The following is a 17256-nucleotide window of genomic DNA, read 5'->3' as shown; positions in this document are numbered from 1 at the left end:
CCGCCCGCCAACCCGCCCAGCCTGCCTACTCCGGTGGTCGCCATGGGCTGGATGCACACCGCCCGCTTCCTGACCACGGCGGCGCAGCTGCACCACCTGCCGGCGCTGGAGTTGCCCGAGATCGCCTTCGTCGGCCGCTCCAACGCCGGCAAGAGCACCTGCATCAACACCCTGACGCAGCAAAAGCAGCTGGCCTTCGCCTCCAAGAAGCCTGGCCGCACCCAGCACATCAACCTGTTTTCCCTGGGCAAGCAGGGCCTGACCGACGCCGTGCTGGCCGACCTGCCCGGCTATGGCTACGCCGCCGTGCCCAAGCAGGACAAGATCCGCTGGCAGCGCGTGATGGCCAACTACCTGGTCACGCGCGAGAACCTGGTGGGCGTGGTGCTGCTGTGCGACCCGCGCCACGGCCTGACCGAGCTCGACGAGATCCTGCTCGACGTGATCCGACCGCGCGTCGAGCAGGGGCTGAAGTTCCTGGTGCTGCTGACCAAGGCCGACAAGCTGACGCGCGTCGAGGCCAACAAGGCCTTGTCGATCGCGCGCCTGCAAGCCGGCGGCGGCGAGGTCAAGCTGTTTTCCGCGCTCAAGCGCCAGGGCGTGGACGAGGCCGCCCAGCTGCTGTGGCAATGGGCCCATCCGCCCGTCCCGCCCGAAGCCGCCGGGGCCGAGAGCGGAGCGCAGCCACCCGAGGCGCCGGTTCAGTAAACCGCCGCCTCGCCCGGCGGCCGCGTCTTGAAGCGCTTGTGCACCCAGTAGTACTGGGCCGGCATGGTGTCTATCAGGGCCTCCAGGCGCCGGTTCATGAGCGCCGTGTCGGCCTCGACGTCGTCGCTGGGGAAGTCGGCCCAGGCCGGGTGCACCCGCACCTCGTAGCCCTCGGGCGTCATGCGCGTGGTCACCGGCACCACCTTGGCCCGCCCCAGCCTGGCAAAGCGCGACAGCGAAGGCACGGTGGCCGCGGGCACGCCGTAGAACGGCACGAAGATCGACTCCTGCGGCCCGAAATTCATGTCCGGCAGCAGGTACAGCAGGGCGCCCTCGCGCAGGGCCTTGACGATGGGCTTGACGCCGTCGGCGCGGTAGCACAGCCGGGTCTGGCCGAAGCGCAGCCGTCCCGCGCGGATCCAGGCGTCGACGGCCGGATTGGGCTGGGGCGTGTAGATGCTGGCGAAGGCGCGCGGCACCAGCAGCGACAGCGCCGTGCCACCCGCGTCCAGACCCATGAAGTGCGGCGCGAACATCACGACCGGCGCATCGCCTTCGAACTCGTGCACCGCACCGACCAGTTTCAGGCGCCGGCGCAGCACCGCCGGGTCGCCGTGCCAGAGCCAGGAGCGGTCCAGCCAGGCCTGGGCGAAGTGGACGAAGGTCTGGCGCGCCAGCGCGCGCCGCTCGGCCTCGGAGCGATTGGGGAAGCACAACGCCAGGTTGACCAGGACCACGCGCCGCCGCGGCGCGGCCAGCCAGTACAGCAGGCGGCCCAGCAGGGCGCCGAAGCCACGCAGCCAGGGCAGCGGCAGCGGCGCGATCAGGCGCATGAACAGGATGCCGGGGTGTTGCATGAAGGACAAGCTCTAACCCTCCTTGCGCGGCTGCTTGTAGCGCGCGTAGCCCCACAGGTACTGCTGCGGGCACTCGCGGATCAGCCGCTCCATCTCTTGATTGATCTGCTGCACCGCGGCCTCCAGCGGTTCTGCGAGCGGCTGGCGCAACTCGCTGAAATGCAGGCGAAAGCCGCGCCCCCAGGGCAGGCGCTCGCCCCAGACCAGCAGCACGGCGGCACCGGTCTGCAGCGCCAGCCGCGCGCCCAGGGTCATGGTGTAGGCCGGCTGGCCGAAGAATGGCGCCCACAGGCCCAGGCCTTCGGGCGGCACCTGGTCGGGCAGCAGGCCCACGGCGCGCCCGGCGCGCAGGGCCTTGAGCATCTGGCGCACGCCGGCCAGCGTGGTCGGCGCGGTTTCCAGCCCGGGCCGCCGGCGCGCGCCCGCCATCAGCTCGGCCAGCCAGGGCTGGCGCGCCGGCCGGTACAGCACGGTGAGCGCGCCATGCTGCGCGGCGTAGCGCGCGCCCACGGCCTGGGCGCAGACCTCGAAACAGCCCATGTGCGGCGTGAGGAAGACCACGCCGCGCCCGGCCGCATAGGCGGCTTCCAGGCAGGCCTCACCCTCCCATTCCAGGCGCGGCGCCGCGCCCAGCCACAGGCGCGGCAGCTCGGCCGTCATGCGCCCGGCATGGGCCACGGCCGCGCGCACCTGGGCGAAGCCATAGCCGGCCCGGGCGGCGTTGGCCAGGAAGCGGCGGCGGTAGAGCGGCGACAGCAGGAAGGACAGCCAGCCCAGCGCCGCCCCCAGCGCATGGAGCAGCCCCAGGGGCCAGAGGGAAAAGAACCGGAACAGGGCGGACATGCGCAAATGGTTAAAATCGGGGCGTCGCTGAGTTAAATGAGCAACTTGCAGGGCGACGAAGCACAAGCGCCGCGCACAACAGCCGTGCGATTGTGCCCTGTCAGGGATTCTGACAAATCTGCTAAAGCGTTCGCCGAGGCTCCAGGGTTCGAGGCAGCGCAACAACCGCTTGCCGACCGCCGAACAAAGGAGTTTTTTCAATGGCGAACGACTTTCTCTTCACCTCCGAATCGGTTTCCGAAGGCCACCCCGACAAGGTGGCGGACCAGATCTCGGACGCCATCCTGGACGCCATCTTCAAGCAGGACCCGCGCTCGCGCGTGGCCGCCGAGACGCTGACCAACACCGGCCTGGTGGTGCTGGCCGGCGAGATCACGACCAACGCCCATGTGGACTACATCCAGGTGGCGCGCGACACCATCAAGCGCATCGGCTACGACAACACCGAGTACGGCATAGACCACAAGGGCTGCGCGGTGCTGGTGGCCTACGACAAGCAGAGCAACGACATCGCCCAGGGCGTGGACCAGGCCTCGGACGACCACCTGAACACCGGCGCCGGCGACCAGGGCCTGATGTTCGGCTACGCCTGCGACGAAACACCCGAGCTCATGCCCGCGCCGATCTACTACGCGCACCGCCTGGTCGAGCGCCAGGCCCAGCTGCGCAAGGACGGCCGCCTGCCCTTCCTGCGCCCGGACGCCAAGAGCCAGGTCACGATGCGCTATGTCGACGGCAAGCCGCACAGCATAGACACCGTGGTGCTGTCGACCCAGCACAGCCCCGACCAGAGCGAGACGGCGACCAAGATGAAGGCCAGCTTCACCGAGGCCATCATCGAGGAGATCATCAAGCCCGTGCTGCCGCGCGAATGGCTCAGGGAGACCAAGTACCTGATCAACCCCACGGGCCGCTTCGTCATCGGCGGCCCGCAGGGCGACTGCGGCCTCACCGGACGCAAGATCATCGTCGACACCTACGGCGGCGCCTGCCCGCACGGCGGCGGCGCTTTCTCGGGCAAGGACCCGACCAAGGTCGACCGCTCGGCCGCTTACGCGGCGCGCTACGTGGCCAAGAACATCGTCGCCGCGGGGCTGGCGCGGCAATGCCAGATCCAGGTCGCCTATGCGATCGGTGTGGCGCGCCCCATGAACGTGACGGTCTACACCGAAGGCACGGGGGTGATCTCCGACGAGAAGATCGCCGCCCTGGTCAACGAGCATTTCGACCTGCGTCCCAAGGGCATCATCCAGATGCTGGATCTCTTGCGCCCGATCTACGAGAAGACCGCCGCCTACGGCCACTTCGGCCGCGAGGAACCCGAGTTCACCTGGGAGCGGACGGATCGAGCCGCTGTGCTGCGGGACGCAGCAGGCCTGAAAGGCTGAGCCGCCTTGCGGCGTCAGCGGCTCGGGGGCCCGCTCATATCGCGCAGCGATGTGATGCGGTCACCACAAGGCGGCAGCGCCGCGCGTCAGCGCGGTATCGGTTCTCGGGCGACGCTCATATCGGCGTAGCCGATGTGAGAGGAAACCAAAGGACCGATAGAGCGCCCCTGGAACCTGGCCCGCTCCGGCGGGCCTTTTCTTCGGGCTCAGCCCGGCGTGGCGCCCGACTTCTTCACGAGCTCGGCCCAGCGCGGGATCTCGCGCGCCATGTGGGCCGCCAGTTCCTCCGGGCTGCTGCCGACGATCTCCATGCCGAGCTGGCCGGCGAGCTTGGCCTGCACGTCGGGCTGCTTGAGCGCCTTGACGATCTCGGCGTTGAGCTTCTGCACGATCGCCTTGGGCGTGCCCTTGGGCGCGTAGACCGCCTGCCAGGACGACATCTCGAAGCCGGGCACGCCCGACTCCATCATGGTGGGCAGCTCGGGCGCCAGCGCCATGCGTTTTGCCGTCGTCACGGCCAGCAGCTTGAGGCGGCCGGCCTTGGCCAGCGGCAGCGCGGCCGTCATCTGGTCGAACATGAAGGGCACCTGGCCCGAGGCCACATCGGTCAGCGCCGGCGGCGTGCCCTTGTAGGGCACATGGGTCAGCGGCACGCCGATCAGGTCGCCGAACATCTCGCCCGCCAGGTGCGTGGAGGTGCCGGCGCCGGACGAGGCGAAGCTGCGCTTGCTCGGGTCCTTCCTGAGCAGCGCGACCAGCTCGGCCACCGAGTTCACGCCCAGGTTGGGGTTGATGATCAGCACGTTGGGCAGGGTCGCGACCAGGGCCACGGGCTCGAAGTCCTTCACCGGGTCGTAGGACAGATTCTTGTAGAGGCTGGCGTTGATCGCGTGGGTGCTGATGGTGCCGCCGAACAGCGTGTAGCCGTCGGCCAGCGCCTTGGCCACGTAGGACGCGCCTATGCCGCCGGCTTGGCCGGGCTTGTTCTCGACCACCACGGACTGCCTCAGCGACTCCTGCAGCTTCTGCGCCAGGGTGCGGCCGATGATGTCGGTCGAGCCGCCCGGCGTGAAGGGCACGATGTAGCTGATGGGCTTGGCGCTGGGCCAGTCCTGGGCAAGGGCGATGGCAGGCGCGCAAAGAGCGGCCAGCGCGAGCATGGCGGTGCGTCGGGTCAAGGGCATGGTGTCTCCTCTGAAGTTGTGCTTGCGGTTGGGTGGGAATCAGGTGGCGGGCGAGCTCACGCCGAGCTTGCGGGCCCAGTCGTTCAGCGCCTGCCAGGTGGCTTCGTCGTAGGCCAGGCCATCCGCCTGCGCCCGCGCGAGGCTGCTGGCCGCCTGGTCGCCGGGCACGCGCACCGGCCGCGCGGGATCGACCGGACGGTTGCTGCGGCATCGCTCGGACAGGTGGTCCACCTGCTCGGCGAAGGCCTCACGGCCGGCGAAGAAGTCCGGGTCCAGGACCTGCAGGAACACGTTGCCGCCCCAGCGCTTGGGCGCGTCCCTGCGCCCATGGCCGGCCAAGCCCCGCGACAGGGCCTCGATCATCAGCGCCAGGCCGAAGCCCTTGTGGCCGTATTCCTGGCCGCCGATCAGCTGCAGCGAGCCGCGCGGCTGCTGGTGCTCGAGCACCGAGGGATCGCGCGTGGGCCGGCCCTGGGCGTCGAGCAGCCAGGGATGCTCGAACAGCTCGCCGGCCGCGTGCTTCTGGCGCGTCATCGAGGTGGTGGTGATGGAGGCGCAGATGTCCACCAGCACCGGATGGTCGGCGCCGGGGTAGCCGACGGCGAAGGGATTGGGCGTGAACAGCGCCTCGGTGCCGCCATAGGGCGCGACGCGCTGGCCGGCGGGGTCGGAGTTGGCGATGATCGCGACATAGCCGCGGTCGGCGGCCTGCTTGACCAGCGCCGCCAGGCAGCCGATGTGGAGGCTCCTGCGGATCGCGACCGAGACCACGCCGAGTTCGGCCACGCGCGGCATGGCCGTCTCTATGGCGCGGTTCACCAGCCACAGGCCGGGCAGGTAGCCGCCGTCCCAGACCAGGGTCGCGCCCTTGTCCTTGATCACCTCGGGCTCGCCGCCGACCTGCATGCCGCCCTTGGCGATCTCGGCCAGGTACAGCGGCGCCATGGCCAGGCCATGGGTGCGGCGCCCCATGGCGTCGGTGAGCAGCTGCAGGCGCGCCACGCAGTCGGCCTTCTCGGCGTCCATGCCGGCGGCGCGGTACAGCGCCGCAGCGAAACGCTCCAGCGCGTCGATGGCAAAGGATTCGGAGCTCAAATCAGGCCATCCCTTCGATGTTCTTGCCGGCGCGCTGGATCACGCTGGCCCACCGCTTGCCCTCGCGCAGCAGGAATTCGGTCGTCTCCTGCGGCGAGGAGGTCATCACCTCGGCGCCGGCCGCCGCCAGGCGCGCGCGCATCTCGGGCGCGCGAATCACGCGGATCAGGGCAGCGCTGAGCTTCTCGGCCGCGGCCTTGGGCAGGCTGGCCGGCACGGCCACGCCCTGGTAGGTACCGGATTCGAAGTCCTTCACGCCCTGCTCGGCAAGGGTCGGCACGTCGGCCAGCAAGGCCATGCGCGTGCGCTTGCTCACGCCTATCACCTTGAGCCGGCCGCCCTGCACCAGCGGCAGCGTCGCGAGCATGCCGTTCAGGCACAGCTGCGTGTTGCCGGCGGCCGTGTCGGCCAGCGCGGCCGCGCCGCCGCGGAACGGCACATGCTGCCACTTCAGGCCGGTGCCGAGCGCGATGTCCACCACGCCCAGGTGGTTGGCCGAGCCCGAGCCGGCCGAGGACACGTTGAGCGGGCTGCGCTGCGACAGCGCGACCAGCTCGCCCATGTTGGACGCCTGCACCGAAGGATGCGCCACCAGCAGGTGGGGCGAGTAGGCCAGCATGGTCACGCCCTTGAGGTCGGCGGGCTTGTAGGGCATGTCCTTGGTGATCAGCGGGCCGATCGCCAGCGAGCTCATGTCCGACAGCAGCAGCGTGTGCTCGTCGGTGGCCTGCGCGGTGGCCGCGGCGCCGACGATGCCGTTGGCGCCGGTCTTGTTCTCCACGATCACCGAAACGCCTAGCGCATCGCCGAGCGGCTTGCTGATCAGGCGGGCGATCACGTCCGAGGTGCCGCCGGGCGCGAACGGCACGATGATGCGCAGGGGCCGGGTCGGCCAGGCCTGGGCCAGGGCGCTGCCGCCCAGGCCGGCCAGGGCCAGCGAGGCGGAAGCCTTCACGAAGTCGCGTCGGTTGCTCATGCTTGTCCTGCTGGCGCGGCTGCGCGCCCAGGTCGACCTGCAGGCGGCCCTGATCGGCGGCGACGACTACAGCGAGTTCGTGGCGGCCGACCAGTCCTTCCACCGCCAGATGTACGAGGCCGCCGGCCTGCCCGACCTCTGGGACCTGGTGCGCCGGGGCTCGGGCCATGTGGACCGCCTGCGCCGCCTGCACCTGCCCAGCGCCGGCAAGGCCCAGGCCGTGGTGCGCGACCACCGCTGCATCGTCGACGCGATCGCCCAGCATGACCCCGAGGCGGCGCAGGCCCGGCTGCGCGAGCACCTGTCGGGCACGCTGAGCCAGATCGACGAGATCTGCCAGCGCTACCCCGATTACGTCTCAGCCTAGGCCACGGGCGGCTGGCGGCCCCTGGTCGCATCCCGCCATGGTTTGCGCATATGATCGCTCATAAAGAACGGGCGCCAAGTCCGGCGCGAAGGAGGATCCGCATGAACCGCACGATCACCCGCATGGCCGCCACCGCCACGCTGGCCTTCTTGGCCCTGGGCGGCACGCCCCCCCTGCTCGCGCAGGCCACGGGCAACCCGCCTGCCGGTGCTGCCACGCAGCCGGGCAAGCTGCCCCAGCCCAAAGGCTCGGTCATTCTCACCGTCAGCGGCAACATCGGCGTGCGCAACACGGCCGATGCCGCGGTCTTCGACGCCGCCATGGTCCGGGCCCTGCCCGCGCACAGCATCCACACCCGCACACCCTGGTACAAGCAGGCCGTGACCTTCAAGGGCCCGCGACTCAAGGACCTGCTGGACGCCGTGGGCGCGCAAGGCAAGACCCTGCGCATCGTCGCGCTCAACGACTACGCGGTCGAAGTCCCGATCGAGGACGCCGAGCGCTTCGACCCCATCCTGTCCTACGAGGTCGACGGCAAGCGCCTGAGCGTGCGCGACAAGGGCCCGCTGTTTCTCGTCTATCCCTTCGACAGCCGCCTCGAACTCAAGAACGACCTTTACTACGGCCGCTCGATCTGGCAGATCAGTTCGATCACCGTGAAGTGAGGCCCATGGGTGCTTATCGCACCAAGCTGCGCCGGCTGCTGGTCCTGCTGGCGGTCGTGATCACCCTGCTGTTCGCCGGCATAGGCTTGCTGCAACACCGGCAGTGGAACAGCTTCGAGGAAACCATGACGGCGGGCGAGACCGCCGTGAGCTGGAACTTCTTCCAGTTCGAGGTCGAGCACCTCAGGTTCAACGACCAGCTGACGCAGGTCCTGCTGTCCAGGGGGCAGGGGGCCTCCATGGACCAGCTGAACCTGCGCTACCAGATCTTCGCCAGCCGCTATGGCCTGATCCGCGAAGGGCATGCGCCGGCCCTGGTGGCCCAGCATCCGAACTATGCCGGCGCGATCGCGGAGCTCTCACCCCTGTTCGAGCAGGCCGGCCGCTATTTCCCGAGCGACCAGGAGGCGCCCAGCTACGACGCGGCCACGCTGCAGCGGCTCAAGCGCATGTCGGACGCGGTCCGGCCGGCTGTACGTTCCCTGGTGCTGGCCTCCAATGCCATCCAGAACGAACAGAACGCCCTCCAGCTCGGAAACCTGCGCCGCCTGACGCTGTTCGCCACGGGCTCCTTCGCGCTGATGGCCCTGCTGGCCGTGGCCTTCGGCGGCCTGGCCCTGCGCCAGATGCAGGTGGCCAACCGCCGCAGCAGCGACCTGGAGCAGCTGCACCGCGAGGTCAGCCACCGCGCGGCGCACGACTCGCTGACCAAGCTCGTCAACCGCGACGAATTCGAGCGCATCCTCCAAAGCCGCCTGGAGTCCGCGCGCAACCGCGGCGCCGAGCACGCCGTCCTGTTCATGGACCTCGACCGCTTCAAGATCGTCAACGACAGCTGCGGCCACCAGGCCGGCGACCAGCTGCTGCGCCAGGTGGCCGAGCTGATCGCCGGGCCGATCCGCGGCAGCGACACCGTGGCGCGACTGGGCGGCGACGAGTTCGGCGTCATCCTCGAAAACTGCACGGTGACCCGCGCCCTGCCGCTGGCACACGAGATCTGCCGACTGCTCGATGAATACCGATTCACGTACGAAGGCCAGCGCTTCCATGTCAGCGTCAGCATCGGCCTGGTTTCGCTGCATGGCCGCTGGCAGACCACCAGCGCCGTCCGCCAGGCCGCCGATGCCGCCTGCTATGCGGCCAAGGAGGAAGGCCGCAACCGCGTCCACGTCTACCGCGAGGGCGAGCAAGGCGAGCAGGACATGCGCGGCAACCTGTACTGGGTGCAAAAGCTGGAGAACGCGCTGGACGACGGCCACCTGCGTCTCTACTGGCAGCGCATCATGCCGCTCAAACGCAGCCGATCCTCGGGCATCAAGGCCGAAATCCTGTTGCGCCTGGACGACAATGGCCAGGTGATCGCCCCTGGCGCCTTCCTGCCCGCGGCCGAGCACTACGGCATGACGCCGCGCCTGGACCGCTGGGTGGTCCACAGCATGTTCGAATGGATGTCGGAGCATGCCGAGGCCCTCAAGCGCGTCGACTCGCTGGCGATCAACCTCTCCGGCCAGTCGATCGGCGACCGGGACTTCCGGCGCAACGTGCTGCGCTGGCTGGAGCTGCCGGGTTTTCCTACGGCCAAGCTCTGCTTCGAGATCACCGAGACCTCGGCCATCACCCACCTGGGCGATTCAGCGACCTTTTTCGAGGCGCTGCGCCGTCTGGGCGCAAAAATCTCGTTGGACGATTTCGGCAGCGGCATGTCCTCCTTCGGCTACCTCAAGAACCTGCCGGCGGACTTCCTCAAGATCGACGGCCAGTTCATGCGCAACCTGATCCGCGACCCGATCAACCAGGTCACGGTGCGCGCGATCTGCGACGTGGCGCGCGCCACCGGCAAGACGACCATTGCCGAATGGATAGAGAACGCCGAGGTGGCCGAGATGCTGCAGGGCTTCGGCGTGGACTATGGCCAGGGCTACCACTGGCACCGGCCCGAACCACTGGAAACCTTGCTGCAGGCCTGCACCGCGCCCGCCGAAATGACCTGAGCGCGCGAACCTCAGGCCGGCAGCCGGGCGCTGGCCACGGCCCCCCCGGTGCCCGCCAGCTCATCAGCCATGGGCCTGCATCCCGGCCAAGACCAGCAGGCCGTAGAACAAGGCGGCCAGGAAGGCGGTCTCGGCCACCATCAACGCCACCGGCTTCCAGCCCACCGTGAGGATCTCCTTGAGGTGGGTCTTCATGCCGATCGCGGCCATGGCGGCGATCAGGCAGCCCTGCGACGCGCTCTTGCCAGCGGCCACCACGGCGCCGGGCAGCCAGCCCGTGCTGTTGAGCGCGACCAGCAGCGCGAAGGCCACGGCGAACCAGGGCAGCAGCGGCGGACGCGGCCCCAGGCCTCCCTCGCCGCCCTGCGCCAGCTCCTGGCGCCGCGCCAGCCAGGCGGCGAGTGCGATCACCGGCAGCAGCATGGCCACGCGCATCAGCTTGACCAGGGTGGCCGCGTCGCCGGCCTCGTGCGACAGGCTGTAGCCCGCGCCCACCACCTGGGCCACGTCGTGGATGGTGCCGCCGATGAAGAAGCCGGCGCCCAGCGCGTCCATGCCCAGCGCCTGGGTGAGCATGGGATAGAGCACCATGGCCAGGGTCGAGAGCGTGCTGACGCCGATCACGGTGAACAGCGTGGCGCGCTCCTTGAGCGGATGCTGCGGCATGGCCGCCGCCAGGGCCAGCGCGGCCGAGGCGCCGCAGATGGCCACCGCGCCGCCGGTCAGCAGGCCAAAGAACATCCTGAAGCCCATCAGCCGCGCCAGAGCCATGCCGCAGGCGATGGTGAGCGCCACGGCCACCACCACCATGGCCACCGGCTGCCAGCCCAGCGCCATGACCTGGGCCGCGGTGATGCGCAGGCCCAGCAGGGCCACGCCCAGGCGCAGCAGCTGCCTGGCCGTGAAGTCGATGCCCGGGGCGCAGCGCTCGTCCTGCGACAGGAAGTTCACCGCCATGCCCAGCAGCAGGGCGAACAGCATCACCGGCGCGCCGTAATGGTCGGCCAGGAACATCGCGGCCACGGCCACGATGCCGCTCACGATCACGCCGGAGGACCAGCGCGAGGCCTTGGCGTGGAGCGAGGACATTTGAAGTGTGGCCATCGCTTCAGGCCCGCCCGACCAGCTGGTCCTGGAACTGCTCGCGCAGCTGGTTCTTGAGCACCTTGCCGGTCGCCCCCAGGGGGATGGCGTCGACGAACACCACGTCGTCGGGCGTCCACCATTTGGCGATCTTGCCCTCGTAGAAAGCCAGCAGCTCGTCGCGGCCGAGCTGCGCGCCGGGCTTTCGGGTCACCACCAGCAGCGGCCGCTCGTCCCATCTGGGATGGCGCGCCGCGATGCAGGCGGCCATGGCCACGGCCGGGTGCGCCATGGCGATGTTCTCCAGGTCGATCGAGCCTATCCACTCGCCGCCCGACTTGATCACGTCCTTGCTGCGGTCGGTGATGTTCATGAAGCCCTGGGCGTCGATGGTGGCGACGTCGCCGGTGGGGAACCAGCCCTGGCCGCCGTGCATCACCAGCGGGCTCTTCTCGCCCTTGAGGTAGCGCTCGACCACCCAGGGGCCGCGCACCAGCAGCTCGCCCGCGCTCTGGCCGTCCCAGGGCAGCGCCTCGCCTTGCTCGTCCACGATCTTCATGTCGATGCCGAACACCGAGCGCCCCTGCTTGGCCTGGATGGCGCGGCGCCGCGACTTGGGCCAGGCCAGCTGCTCGCCCTTGAGCGTGCAGACCGTGCCCACCGGGCTGAGCTCGGTCATGCCCCAGGCATGGATCACCTGCACGCCGTAGCGGTCCTCGAAGGTCTCCATCATCGCGGGCGGGCAGGCCGAGCCGCCGATGATGGTGCGGTTCATGGTGGAAAAGCGCAGCTCCTGGCTCTGCACATGCGCGAGCAGGCCCTGCCACACGGTGGGCACGCCGGCCGACAGCGTCACGCCCTCGGCCTCGAACAGCTCGTAGAGCGACGTGCCGTCCAGGCCCGGGCCGGGGAAGACCAGCTTGGCGCCCACCATGCAGGCCGAATAGGGCAGGCCCCAGGCGTTGACGTGGAACATGGGCACCACGGGCAGGATGGTGTCGCGCGCCGAGAGCTTGAGCGCGTCGGGCAGGGCCGAGGCATAGCTGTGCAGCACCGTGGAGCGATGGCTGTACAGCACGCCCTTGGGGTGGCCGGTGGTGCCGCTGGTGTAGCAGAGGCTGGAGGCCTGGTTCTCGTCGAACTCCGGCCATTCGAAGCGGTCGTCCTGGCCGTCAATCAGGTCCTCGTAACACAGCAGCTTGGGGATGGCGGTCTGCGCCGGCATGTGCTCGCGGTCGGTCATCAGCACGAAATGCCTGACCGAGGCCAGGCGCGAGGCGACGGCCTCGACCAGCGGCAGGAAGCCCTTGTCGAAGCACAGCACCTGGTCCTCGGCATGGTCGGCGATCCAGACCAGCTGGTCCGCGTGCAGCCGCGGGTTGAGCGTGTGCAGCACGGCCCCCGAGCCGGACACCGCGTAGTAGAGCTCGAGGTGGCGATAGCCGTTCCAGGCGATGGTGCCCACGCGGGCCCCCTGCCCCACGCCCAGCGCCGCAAGCGCCTTGGCCAGGCGGCGCGCACGCGCTGCCAGATCGCGGTAGCTGTAGCGGTGGATGTCGCCCTCCACGCGGCGCGACACCACCTGCTGCTCGCCGTGGTGGCGCTCGGCGTGGCGCAGCAGGGAAGAGATCAGCAGCGGCTGCTGCATCATCTGTCCGTTCATGGGCTTGTCTCTCCGGGATGGGGTGGTGCCGCGATTGTTCTCAAACGGCAGCGCGAGGGCTTGGCATTCGGCGACAGGGATTTGCCATTTCATGCCAAGCCTCGGGGCAAGGCTGGCGGGCGCGCTGGCCCGCTATGGCGCTCACTGATTGAGCTTGATGTCGAAGGTCTTGACGATGGCGGCGTTGCGCTCGAACTCGGCCCGCAGGTCCTGGGCAAGCTGCGCGGTGGACATTTCCCCGACGGGCTCGAAGCCGGCAGAGACCAGGCGCTCGCGCACCTTGGGCAGGGCGGCGACCTTGTCCAGCGCCCGGTGCATCTTCTCCGTGAGCTCGGGCGACACGCCCGCCGAGACCACGACGCCGATCCAGTTGCCGAAGTCCAGCTCCGGATAGCCTTGCTCGGCCAGGGTGGGCACTTGCGGCAGATGGGACGAGCGCGTCTTCGCCGCCACGCCATAGACCTGCACCTTGCTGGCGCCTATCATGGGCTTGGACGTGGCCATGCCGTCGAACATGATGGGGATCTGTCCGCCCATGACCTGGGCGAGCGCAGGTGCGGAGCCCGCAAAAGGCACATGCTGCATGTCCAGCCCCGCCTTCTGGTTGAGGATCATCCCGGCGTAGTGGGACGCCGTGCCGGCGCTGTACGAAGCAAAACTGACCTTGCCCGGGTTGGCCTTGACATGGCTGATCAGCGACTTGAGGTCCTTGGGCGGGAAATTGGGCGCGCCCACGAGCACCATGACCGAGCGGGCCAGCGCGGCCACGGGCTTGACGTCCTTGAGCGGATCGAAGCCGCCCTTGAGCACATGGGGGATCTCGGTCAGCACATTGCTGGCCGTCATCATGATGGTCTGTCCGTCGGCGGGTGCGGCGATCATCGCCTTGACCGCGATGGCGCCACCGGCGCCGGGCTTGTTGTCCACGATCACCGGCTGCCCTATCTCGGCTGCCAGCTGGTCCGCGACGATGCGCGCGACCACGTCGATGGTGCCGCCGGCTGGCGCAGGCACCAGCAGTTTGACGGGTTTGTCGGTCCAGGCCATGGCGGCGGGCACCGCCAGGGCCAGCAGCGTGGCGCACAGGGTCCTGTGCGCACGACGGGTGGTGAAGCTTGCAAACATTTTGTCTCCTGGTCGAACTCTTGGGGTGAAACCCGATCCGGCGCGCATGCGATCGCCGCATCGTTGCCCAATGGTAGGAACAGATCGCCCTGGCTGCTTGATAATCCGGGACAGCGAATATCGAAATTGGGACAGGGTCATGTCGACACCTCTCACCACCGTACGCAGCGCCAGCCTGATCGGTTACCTGGACCTGGCCCAGTCGCTGGGCCTGGACGCCCACGCCATGATGCGGCGCGTGGGCCTGCCGCCGCGCTGCCTGGACGACCCCGAGACCCCGATCGCCGCCGAAGCGGTGCGCGAGCTGCTCGAGCTCAGCGCCCACGCCACCGGCTTGGAGGACTTCGCCCTGCGGCTGGCGGCGCGGCGCAGCTTCGCCAACCTGGGGCCGATCAGCCTGGTGCTCAAGGAGGAAGCGACCGTGCGCCAGGCCCTGGACACCCTGTGCCGCTACCTGCGGCTGCTCAATGCCTCGCTGCTCACCCGCATCGAGGAGGCGGGGGACACGGTGACCATACGCGAGGAGTTGCTGGGCAAGCACTCCTCGTCGACGCGCCAGTCCATGGAGCTGGCGGTGGGCGTGATGTACCGCATCCTGCACGAGCTGGCGGGCCCGCAGTGGAAGCCGCTGCGCGTGTGCTTCGCGCACCGCCCGCCGCGCGACCCCTCGGGCCACCGCGCGTTCTTCGGCCCCCGCGTGGATTTCAACCGCGATTTCAACGGCATCGTCTGCGCGGCAGCGGACCTGCAGGCCCCCCTGCCGCAGGCCGGCCAGGGCATGGCGCGCTTTGCCCGCCAGTACCTGGACCAGGCCCTGTCGCGCCAGCACAGCGGCGCCAGCGACACCGTGCGGCAGCTGATCGCCGCGCTGCTGCCCGGTGGGCGCTGTACCGCGCAGCAAGTGGCCCAGCACATGGGAGTGGACCGCCGCACCATACACCGCCATCTCGCCGCCGAGGGAACCACGTTCTCCACGCTGCTCGACGAGGTGCGCTCGGAACTGGTGAGGCGCCAGATCAAGGACAGCGACCTGCCGCTGGCCGAGGTCGCGGGCCTGCTGGGCTTCTCGGCCCCCAGCGCCTTTGGCCACTGGTTCCGCACGGCCTTCGGCTGCAGTGCCACGCAGTGGCGCAAGCAGGCGCAGCACCCACCCATGCCCTGAGCCTCCACAGCGCCCTCCCCTCCGGCTTCAGCGTCGCCCCACCTTGCGGCGCTCGGCGCGCCACACCGCCGGCGCCGCGCCGAACTGCGCGCTGAACCAGCGCGTGAACGAACTGGGCGTGCTGTAGCCCAGCAGCTCGCCGATGTGCCCTATGCTGTACTGGCGGTTGTCCATGTAGCGCTGCACCAGCTCGCGGCGCACCTCGCCCAGCAGGTCGGTGAAGCTCGCGCCCCCCTCGTCGAGCTGGCGCTGCATGGTGCGCACGCTCAGGCCCAGGCCCTGGGCCACGGACTCGCTGGTGGCGCGGCCCATGGGCAGCAGCAGGTAGATGGCCTTGCGCACCTCGAGCACCGCGGAATACTCGTTCATCCGGGGCAGCGACTCGACGAAGCGCCGTGCGTAGCGCACCATGGCCGGGTCGGCGGAGGGGTTGGGCGCGTCCAGGTCGGCCGCCGCGCAGACGATGCCGTTGAACTCGCTGGAAAACTCGAGCCGGCAGGCAAACAGGCGCCGGTGCAGGCTCAGGTCCGGCGGCGCCTGGTGCGTGAAGTTGACGCTGTGCGGCCGCCAGCGCGCGCCCAGCAGGGCCGCGCACATGCGAAACAGCACGCCTATGGCCAGCTCCGTGGCCTGTCGGCTGGGCATATCGGCCACCACCTCCTCGCGCACGATCACCATCTTGCCCGCGTCCTCGATCTGCATCGACAGCGTCTCGTTGAGCAGGTGGCGGTACTCGATGGTGGTGGCCAGCGCGGCGCGCAGCGTGGGCTGGTGGCTGATCAGCAGGCTCACCACGCCGAAGTTGGACAGCTGGCGCGACTCGGCCATGCGCAGGCCGAAGTTGGGGCAGTCGGCGGCCAGCGCGGCCTGCTCCAGCAGGGCCACGGCCGCCTGGGAGGGAATGCGCTGATCCGGGTCCTGCAGCAGCGCGCGGCTGAGCCCGACCTTGCGCAGCACGCCCTGCGGGTTGAGGCCCAGGTCGCGCGCGACCTCGAAGAAATTCGTCAGTACCGCCGCGCGGACCAGCGTGACCATGGTTGGAGCGATCCCCCTTGATCGCGAATTCTGGCATGAAATGCGAAATCCGTGGCGTGACTTGCAAAGCAGCGCGGAGGCGAAATTCCTACAGTTGGGCCACACGCACACAAGGAGACACCAACATGGCACATGCCATTCGCCTGCATGAAACCGGGGGCCCCGAGGTCCTGCGCTACGAGGCCGTCGAGGTGGGTCGGCCCGGCCCCGGCCAAGTCCGGCTGCGCCATGTCGCGGTCGGCCTGAACTACGCCGATACCTATTTCCGCAACGGCACCTACCCGATTCCGCTGCCCAATGGCATGGGTGTCGAGGCGGCCGGGGTGGTCGAGGCGGTCGGCGAGGGCGTGAGCCATGTCGCCGTGGGCGACCGCGTGAGCTACACCGGCTTCATCAACACCCTGGGCGCCTACGCCACCTCCCGCCTGATCGACGCGGCGCCGCTGATCAAGCTGCCCGAGGCGATTTCCTTCGAGACCGCGGCGGCCATGACCATGCGCGGCCTGACCTCGGCCTACCTGATGCGCCGCATCTACCCGTTCAAGGCCGGTGACACGGTGCTGCTGCACGCGGCCGCCGGCGGCGTGGGCCTGATCGTCTCGCAGTGGGCCAAGCTGCTGGGCCTGACCGTGATCGGCACGGTCTCCACCGAGGCCAAGGCCGAGCTGGCGCGCGCCCACGGCTGCGACCACACCATCAACTACAGCCACGAGGACGTGGCCAAGCGCGTGCGCGAGCTGACCGGCGGCGTGGGCGCGGACGTGGTGTTCGACAGCGTGGGCAAGGCCACCTTCATGGCCTCGCTGGACTCGCTCAAGCGCCGCGGCCTCATGGTCTGCGTGGGCACGTCCAGCGGCACCATCCCGCCCTTCGACCCGCAGATCCTGGCGCGCAAGGGCTCGCTCTACCTGACGCGCCCGGCCCTGGCCGACTACATTGCCGACCCGGCCGAGAAGGCCGAGCTGGCCGGCGAGATCTTCGGCCATATCGCGGCTGGCCGGATCAGGATAGAGATCAATCAGCACTATGCGCTGCAGGACGCGGTGCAGGCCCATCGCGACCTGGAGTCGCGCAAGACCACGGGCTCGTCCATCTTCGTGATCTGAGGCCCAGA

At 69.3% G+C, this 17256-nt stretch carries 16 protein-coding genes; 7 read left to right on the top strand and 9 right to left on the bottom strand.

Features of this window, described 5'->3' with window-relative positions; translation table 11 throughout:
* The first annotated feature begins 42 nt into the window (after positions 1-42).
* On the top strand, positions 43-708 hold the full coding sequence (gene yihA / locus FFS10_RS19050) for a ribosome biogenesis GTP-binding protein YihA/YsxC (protein ID WP_249931355.1): 666 nt from the start codon (positions 43-45) through the stop codon (positions 706-708).
* Here yihA and FFS10_RS19045 read toward each other — a convergent pair.
* Together FFS10_RS19045 and FFS10_RS19040 are read right to left on the bottom strand one after the other, a co-directional pair.
* Positions 702-1565 carry a lysophospholipid acyltransferase family protein gene (locus FFS10_RS19045; RefSeq protein WP_249931354.1) on the bottom strand — a complete coding sequence of 288 codons (864 nt, stop codon included), beginning with the start codon at positions 1563-1565 and terminating at the stop codon, positions 702-704. The two genes, yihA and FFS10_RS19045, sit on opposite strands and share 7 nt — an antisense overlap.
* A 12-nt stretch (positions 1566-1577) precedes the next feature.
* Positions 1578-2408 (bottom strand): lysophospholipid acyltransferase family protein, encoded by an 831-nt coding sequence (locus tag FFS10_RS19040; protein WP_137896105.1) that lies wholly within the window; start codon positions 2406-2408, stop codon positions 1578-1580.
* A 200-nt stretch (positions 2409-2608) separates the two neighbouring features.
* On the opposite strand from FFS10_RS19040, the gene metK reads away from it, so the two are divergent.
* On the top strand, positions 2609-3796 hold the full coding sequence (gene metK, locus FFS10_RS19035) for a methionine adenosyltransferase (RefSeq protein ID WP_137896103.1): 1188 nt from the start codon (positions 2609-2611) through the stop codon (positions 3794-3796).
* Between the two features lie 206 nt (positions 3797-4002).
* Here the strand turns inward: metK and FFS10_RS19030 are convergent, their stop codons facing one another.
* Genes FFS10_RS19030 through FFS10_RS19020 form a run of 3 tightly spaced genes read right to left on the bottom strand, consistent with a single transcriptional unit; the run spans position 4003 to position 7051 of the window.
* Positions 4003-4980 carry a Bug family tripartite tricarboxylate transporter substrate binding protein gene (locus FFS10_RS19030; protein ID WP_137896101.1) on the bottom strand — a complete coding sequence of 326 codons (978 nt, stop codon included), beginning with the start codon at positions 4978-4980 and terminating at the stop codon, positions 4003-4005.
* Positions 4981-5019: 39 nt separating this feature from the next.
* On the bottom strand, positions 5020-6075 hold the full coding sequence (locus FFS10_RS19025) for an Ldh family oxidoreductase (RefSeq protein WP_212744153.1): 1056 nt from the start codon (positions 6073-6075) through the stop codon (positions 5020-5022).
* A gap of 1 nt (position 6076) precedes the next feature.
* Positions 6077-7051, bottom strand: coding sequence for a Bug family tripartite tricarboxylate transporter substrate binding protein (locus FFS10_RS19020; RefSeq protein WP_212744152.1), 975 nt, complete (start codon positions 7049-7051; stop codon positions 6077-6079).
* Between FFS10_RS19020 and FFS10_RS19015 the strand changes: the two genes are divergently transcribed.
* From FFS10_RS19015 to FFS10_RS19005, 3 genes are all read left to right on the top strand, one after another.
* Positions 7050-7418: a GntR family transcriptional regulator gene (locus FFS10_RS19015; RefSeq protein ID WP_349654592.1), complete on the top strand. Its 369-nt coding sequence runs from the start codon at positions 7050-7052 to the stop codon at positions 7416-7418. The two genes, FFS10_RS19020 and FFS10_RS19015, sit on opposite strands and share 2 nt — an antisense overlap.
* A 101-nt stretch (positions 7419-7519) precedes the next feature.
* Positions 7520-8083: a putative pterin-binding protein gene (locus FFS10_RS19010; protein WP_249931353.1), complete on the top strand. Its 564-nt coding sequence runs from the start codon at positions 7520-7522 to the stop codon at positions 8081-8083.
* A gap of 5 nt (positions 8084-8088) precedes the next feature.
* A complete protein-coding gene (locus FFS10_RS19005; protein WP_137896095.1) occupies positions 8089-10074 on the top strand; it encodes a putative bifunctional diguanylate cyclase/phosphodiesterase in 1986 nt (661 codons plus the stop codon).
* A 63-nt stretch (positions 10075-10137) separates the two neighbouring features.
* On the opposite strand, the gene FFS10_RS19000 is transcribed toward FFS10_RS19005, so the two are convergent.
* The 3 genes from FFS10_RS19000 to FFS10_RS18990 all read right to left on the bottom strand — a co-directional run bounded on the left by FFS10_RS19000 (position 10138) and on the right by FFS10_RS18990 (position 13945).
* Positions 10138-11163 carry a YeiH family protein gene (locus FFS10_RS19000; protein ID WP_212744150.1) on the bottom strand — a complete coding sequence of 342 codons (1026 nt, stop codon included), beginning with the start codon at positions 11161-11163 and terminating at the stop codon, positions 10138-10140.
* A gap of 19 nt (positions 11164-11182) precedes the next feature.
* On the bottom strand, positions 11183-12820 hold the full coding sequence (locus FFS10_RS18995) for a 3-(methylthio)propionyl-CoA ligase (protein ID WP_137896091.1): 1638 nt from the start codon (positions 12818-12820) through the stop codon (positions 11183-11185).
* A gap of 141 nt (positions 12821-12961) precedes the next feature.
* A complete protein-coding gene (locus tag FFS10_RS18990; RefSeq protein ID WP_137896089.1) occupies positions 12962-13945 on the bottom strand; it encodes a Bug family tripartite tricarboxylate transporter substrate binding protein in 984 nt (327 codons plus the stop codon).
* Between the two features lie 139 nt (positions 13946-14084).
* On the opposite strand from FFS10_RS18990, the gene FFS10_RS18985 reads away from it, so the two are divergent.
* On the top strand, positions 14085-15107 hold the full coding sequence (locus FFS10_RS18985; protein ID WP_137896087.1) for an AraC family transcriptional regulator: 1023 nt from the start codon (positions 14085-14087) through the stop codon (positions 15105-15107).
* A gap of 27 nt (positions 15108-15134) precedes the next feature.
* Here the strand turns inward: FFS10_RS18985 and FFS10_RS18980 are convergent, their stop codons facing one another.
* On the bottom strand, positions 15135-16142 hold the full coding sequence (locus FFS10_RS18980) for an AraC family transcriptional regulator (RefSeq protein ID WP_137896085.1): 1008 nt from the start codon (positions 16140-16142) through the stop codon (positions 15135-15137).
* Between the two features lie 125 nt (positions 16143-16267).
* Between FFS10_RS18980 and FFS10_RS18975 the strand changes: the two genes are divergently transcribed.
* The gene (locus FFS10_RS18975; protein ID WP_137896083.1) at positions 16268-17248 is read left to right on the top strand and encodes a quinone oxidoreductase family protein; all 981 of its coding nucleotides are present in this window, start codon (positions 16268-16270) and stop codon (positions 17246-17248) included.
* The last annotated feature ends 8 nt before the right edge of the window (positions 17249-17256 follow it).

This window comes from Ramlibacter sp. 2FC, from assembly GCF_005503345.1.
GTDB lineage: Bacteria > Pseudomonadota > Gammaproteobacteria > Burkholderiales > Burkholderiaceae_C > SCMQ01.
This window is presented reverse-complemented; position numbering and strand designations above follow the sequence as displayed.

Excerpts from the sequence above, each read along its gene's own strand:
- FFS10_RS19005 (WP_137896095.1), top strand. The coding sequence starts at position 8,089 with ATGGGTGCTTATCGCACCAAGCTGCGCCGGCTGCTGGTCCTGCTGGCG.
- FFS10_RS19000 (WP_212744150.1), bottom strand. The coding sequence starts at position 11,163 with ATGTCCTCGCTCCACGCCAAGGCCTCGCGCTGGTCCTCCGGCGTGATC.
- FFS10_RS19045 (WP_249931354.1), bottom strand. The coding sequence starts at position 1,565 with ATGCAACACCCCGGCATCCTGTTCATGCGCCTGATCGCGCCGCTGCCG.
- FFS10_RS19040 (WP_137896105.1), bottom strand. The coding sequence starts at position 2,408 with ATGTCCGCCCTGTTCCGGTTCTTTTCCCTCTGGCCCCTGGGGCTGCTC.
- FFS10_RS18980 (WP_137896085.1), bottom strand. The coding sequence starts at position 16,142 with ATGGTCACGCTGGTCCGCGCGGCGGTACTGACGAATTTCTTCGAGGTC.
- metK (WP_137896103.1), top strand. The coding sequence starts at position 2,609 with ATGGCGAACGACTTTCTCTTCACCTCCGAATCGGTTTCCGAAGGCCAC.
- FFS10_RS19015 (WP_349654592.1), top strand. The coding sequence starts at position 7,050 with ATGCTTGTCCTGCTGGCGCGGCTGCGCGCCCAGGTCGACCTGCAGGCG.
- FFS10_RS19010 (WP_249931353.1), top strand. The coding sequence starts at position 7,520 with ATGAACCGCACGATCACCCGCATGGCCGCCACCGCCACGCTGGCCTTC.
- FFS10_RS19020 (WP_212744152.1), bottom strand. The coding sequence starts at position 7,051 with ATGAGCAACCGACGCGACTTCGTGAAGGCTTCCGCCTCGCTGGCCCTG.
- FFS10_RS18985 (WP_137896087.1), top strand. The coding sequence starts at position 14,085 with ATGTCGACACCTCTCACCACCGTACGCAGCGCCAGCCTGATCGGTTAC.
- FFS10_RS19030 (WP_137896101.1), bottom strand. The coding sequence starts at position 4,980 with ATGCCCTTGACCCGACGCACCGCCATGCTCGCGCTGGCCGCTCTTTGC.
- FFS10_RS18975 (WP_137896083.1), top strand. The coding sequence starts at position 16,268 with ATGGCACATGCCATTCGCCTGCATGAAACCGGGGGCCCCGAGGTCCTG.
- FFS10_RS18995 (WP_137896091.1), bottom strand. The coding sequence starts at position 12,820 with ATGAACGGACAGATGATGCAGCAGCCGCTGCTGATCTCTTCCCTGCTG.
- yihA (WP_249931355.1), top strand. The coding sequence starts at position 43 with ATGGGCTGGATGCACACCGCCCGCTTCCTGACCACGGCGGCGCAGCTG.
- FFS10_RS18990 (WP_137896089.1), bottom strand. The coding sequence starts at position 13,945 with ATGTTTGCAAGCTTCACCACCCGTCGTGCGCACAGGACCCTGTGCGCC.